Source organism: Lacisediminihabitans sp., assembly GCF_036404185.1.
Taxonomy (GTDB): domain Bacteria; phylum Actinomycetota; class Actinomycetes; order Actinomycetales; family Microbacteriaceae; genus Lacisediminihabitans.
In genome coordinates this window covers 1-3,753 of sequence record NZ_DASWPB010000106.1, presented here as the reverse complement: position 1 = coordinate 3,753, position 3,753 = coordinate 1, and the positions used below count along the sequence as shown (strand labels likewise).

The following is a 3,753-nucleotide window of genomic DNA, read 5'->3' as shown; positions in this document are numbered from 1 at the left end:
GGACCCGGCCGACACCATCGACCAAGCCGTCAAAGGCTGCCAAGCGGCGGCGACAGCCAATGGCGGTGGCGCCTATGGCGTCATGGCATGCGCCGACACGCTCAACCCCTTCGCCGCCATCCGCGACGGCTTCGCCAAAGCTGTCACGAGTCCCTGCCTGGAAGAGTCAGGCAAAGCCCTCGGCGGCTCCCTGTTCAACGTCGCACTCATCGCCTCGCCGGCCACGTCCGAAGGCACCCTCGGGCTCAGTCAAATTGAGGTCGGAGCAGCGAGTGAGGCTGCCGCAAACACCGGTCTCACGGCTATCGAGGCATCGCCCCGGGTCGCGCCTTGGGCAGGGAACTCGCTCAGTCGCCTGTCCACAGGGGGCGAGACGATGTATCGCGTCTGGGGTGGCGGTGCGGATCAGGCCGGTTCGTGGCTGACCGCCATCAGGCCGGTTTCGTCGGCTGCCGCGCGAGAGGGCCTTGCACTCCCGGCCGAGAACGCGGCGACCTACGTCTCGCGGGTGACCCTCCCGCCTGGCGTTCGTATGCAGGTGGGCACCGCCGCACCGGCCTTCGGTCAGTCGGGCGGTTGGGCGCAAGCCCAGCTTCTGGAGCGAATCCCGCTCTCCAGCTTCGGGAAGGGGGAACTCCTCCCATGAGCACCCGTGTCTTCTTCTCCGTCAGCGACGGGATCCTCACGATCTCTCTGGACGATGCGTCGGACGTGTGGGCAGGCCTGCCGGACGGAATGCGCGTTCTCGATTTACGTATCGCGTCGGATGGTCGTTCAGCCCTTGCGCTGCTCGACCCACCCGCTGGCGGGGGGCGAGTCAGGAACCTCGTGCGAATCACGTCGGCCGCCGAAGTGGTCTGGCGAGGCGAACTCCCGCAGGCTGGCGCGACGGACGCGTTCGTGAGCCTGGACACCGACATCGACGGGGTTGTGCTCGCATCCACGTGGACTGGATACCGTGTCCGACTTGATCCTGCGACGGGGCGCTTGCTCAGCCAGGAGTTCACGAAGTGATCGGCGCGCTGGCTCAGTCTGCCCACCCGAACCACCGGTGGCGCTGGACCAGCGCACTCCTCGCTGCCGTGTTCGCACTCTTGGTTGCAGTGGCCGGTGCGGCACCCGCCGCGGCGATCTCGGCTTCGGGCCCCCGGATCGCCGTCGGGGCCACGGTCTTCGCGGTTGCGCCGCTGCCGGCCGTGACGGCTGCCTACACCTACAACGGCGCGACCTACACCTACGAAGCCCCTGCGCGGTTGTCGTCGTCGGACACTGTGGCGACGGGGGCGCGGTGGTCGCCGTCGGGGCCGGGAGCGGTGTCGTGGGGGAGGTCTGCCTCCGTCCGCGATCGCGGAGATGCCGCAAACACCGGCGGGTCGGTCCTCAACTTCGGAAGCCGGGCTGCGGCGAGGGAGGGCCTTCCAGGTGACCTCGCCGGCGCTGGCAATCGGTTCTTCCGTGGCGCGACATCAAAGAGTCAAGACTTCCAAGCGGTTGAGCTCCCAGGCGGCGGCTACCGGATGCAGTTCTCCTCGCCAGCGAACAATCCGGGCTACAGCAAGGTCTACGTCCAGGAGATCGATCGCGCCGGGCAAGTACTTCGCGAGTACAAGAACACGATGGGTCCCGACGGGCTGATCGAGACCAAGTGGGTGCATGGTGGACCGTGATCTCACCGACGCGCTGAGGCGCGCGTTGCGCGGTGACGCGAGTGCGATCGCCGAGATCTCGAGGGCTGATCACTCCTCGGTACGAGCAGCCGAAACGTCGATCGGGGCGCCGCTGGTCGTTCGGAGAGCCGCCGCAGTCAGCATCTTGCGGGGCCTGATCCACGGTCGAGTCTCGCCCGCGGCCGCTCAGGCTTGGGCATCGTTCATGCGGCGCGGGTTCGTTGAAGCCGCTGTGGAAGGTCCGATCCAGCCGATCGATGTCGAGTTCGAGGCCGCCTGGGAGGATGCGATCTCAGCCGCCATCTCGAGGCTGGACGAGATCGGCGACGTGATCGATGGCGAGATCACCACCGGTGAGGCGCTCGATCTCCTCCAACTCCTCGGTCAACCATGAGCCGAGCCATCTCGGCGATCGTCGGCATGATCGGGGCGATGTTCGGCCTGACCCGCCGCGCCCACTTACGCCGCTGGATCCCTGCCCTCCTAGCCGCCGTCCTTGCGGTCGCGATCGGACTCTTGGGCGCCGCACCTGCGTCGGCAGCAACAGGCTCCGCGGCTCAGAACGGCGTCGGGGCCTCAACCTCTGCGAGCCAGGTCACCGTCGGGCCTTCGGCGAGCATCAGTGCAGGTCAGCGGCTAGGCCACGACCCTCCGCAACCGCAGATCGTGGTGGCTACCGGTGTTGCCGCAGAAACCGCAGGATCGGCATCCGGATTGCCGCGGAATGCGCTCGGGCAGTTCACGTCGGGTGCCGGGGGCGAGTCTGCAGCCGCAGCGGCGGGCCGGTCCGCTCATGCGAGTTACCCCAACACGTCGGGCTGGTCCGGCGAAGACCTTGTTCAGTTCAACCGGACGCTGCCTGGATCGAGCCTCCGGCCCGACGCGGTGAACTGGACGCAGTCCGTCGTCGGCGAGCTGAAGCCGGGCAACCCGTCCGCGGTCGCGGCGGGCTGGAGACAGGTGAACGGGTACAAGGCGTATCTTGAGGAACTAACTGGCCGACCATGGACCACTCAGGTGGATGTGTACACACCATGATGGATCGCAGAGACATCGTTCGAGTTCTAGGCGAGTCGCTGGTGGGTGGAGGGTTCGAGGGTCGCGGGCGCCGCTTCCGCCTCGCCTGGCCGGACTTGGTCTGGCTCGTCGAGCTCGACCAGGTCCCCCGGACCGATCGCCTAGGTATCAGCCTTGGAGTGTGTCCAGCGGAACTCGCGTCGGACGGTCGGCCCGATCGCGCCAACGACTGCCCGATCATCTTCTATCCCGACGGCGGTGGCGAACCGTTCGGTCTCGACCATTGGCGCGCGTGGCAAGCCCTTGGCGCGGCCAGTGACCTTGCTGATGACGCGCGGCGCCTGGCGCTCTCCGAGATCGGAGAAGCGATCTCCGGACTGGCCAGCCGCGTGACGACGCTCGAAGACCTCAAGCAGATGGCGGCGGGCGGGAAGATGCGCGGGTTCGTCCGCAAGGATGCCCGCATTCTCCTCGAAGGCGGGGACATGGAGAACGGCCCGATGGGGTGACGCCGGCCTATGCTCGCGTCGGGGCCCACCGCCGGTGATCGCGCCTGCGAGGATCACTCCCATGACCACCCAAGCCCGGCACGTCCGGTGGTTCCTCGCCTTCTTGGTGGCACTCTTCGCGGCCGTGGTTGGCCTGTTCAGCGCCGCTCCCGCGTCGGGCGCTCCGGCGGCCTACACCTACGACACCACGCCCGACGGCTACGACGCACTCGCAGACTCGTCGACCGCGCACGCGTCGTTCGGGGCCGCGCGGGGTTCGCCGGCGGGGTCGGAAGTCATCTCCTGGGCGAGCCATGTCTCGACCGGGCGTCTCGGTGTTGCCGCAAACACCGGTGACGCGCTCCTGAGCACCGCTTCAAGCGGGGCGGGCCGGTCACTGCCGATGAACATGGAGACGGTCTGCGGAATGGCGTGCAAGTTCGGCCGCCTCGGCGCACTGGCCTCGGCCGGCGCAACCGAGACAATCAGTCACGACCCGATCGGCTCGCCCGTTGACCTCATCAAGAGCACCGGAGCCATCGCGCGGTCCTACGACTACGCGCCGTTCGGTACCCCACGCA

General features: G+C 67.8%; 7 protein-coding genes. All 7 read left to right on the top strand.

All coding sequences use genetic code 11. From position 1 onward, the window contains the following. Positions 1-646, top strand: a 646-nt coding sequence (locus VGC18_RS07530; RefSeq protein ID WP_414672866.1) for a hypothetical protein, incomplete at its 5' end; no start/stop codon positions are given. Continuing rightward, a complete protein-coding gene (locus VGC18_RS07525) occupies positions 643-1,014 on the top strand; it encodes a hypothetical protein (RefSeq protein ID WP_331095876.1) in 372 nt (123 codons plus the stop codon). The genes VGC18_RS07530 and VGC18_RS07525, both read left to right, overlap by 4 nt. Then, a complete protein-coding gene (locus tag VGC18_RS07520; RefSeq protein WP_331095874.1) occupies positions 1,011-1,667 on the top strand; it encodes a hypothetical protein in 657 nt (218 codons plus the stop codon). The genes VGC18_RS07525 and VGC18_RS07520 overlap by 4 nt, the downstream gene beginning before the upstream one ends. Before the next feature lie 232 nt (positions 1,668-1,899). After that, positions 1,900-2,061: a hypothetical protein gene (locus tag VGC18_RS07515; RefSeq protein ID WP_331095871.1), complete on the top strand. Its 162-nt coding sequence runs from the start codon at positions 1,900-1,902 to the stop codon at positions 2,059-2,061. After that, positions 2,058-2,705 (top strand): hypothetical protein, encoded by a 648-nt coding sequence (locus VGC18_RS07510; RefSeq protein ID WP_331095869.1) that lies wholly within the window; start codon positions 2,058-2,060, stop codon positions 2,703-2,705. The genes VGC18_RS07515 and VGC18_RS07510 overlap by 4 nt, the downstream gene beginning before the upstream one ends. Beyond that, positions 2,702-3,193, top strand: coding sequence for a hypothetical protein (locus VGC18_RS07505; RefSeq protein ID WP_331095867.1), 492 nt, complete (start codon positions 2,702-2,704; stop codon positions 3,191-3,193). Before VGC18_RS07510 ends, VGC18_RS07505 begins: the two co-directional genes overlap by 4 nt. A gap of 61 nt (positions 3,194-3,254) precedes the next feature. Continuing rightward, the coding region (locus VGC18_RS07500) for a hypothetical protein (protein ID WP_331095864.1) at positions 3,255-3,753 on the top strand (499 nt) is incomplete at its 3' end.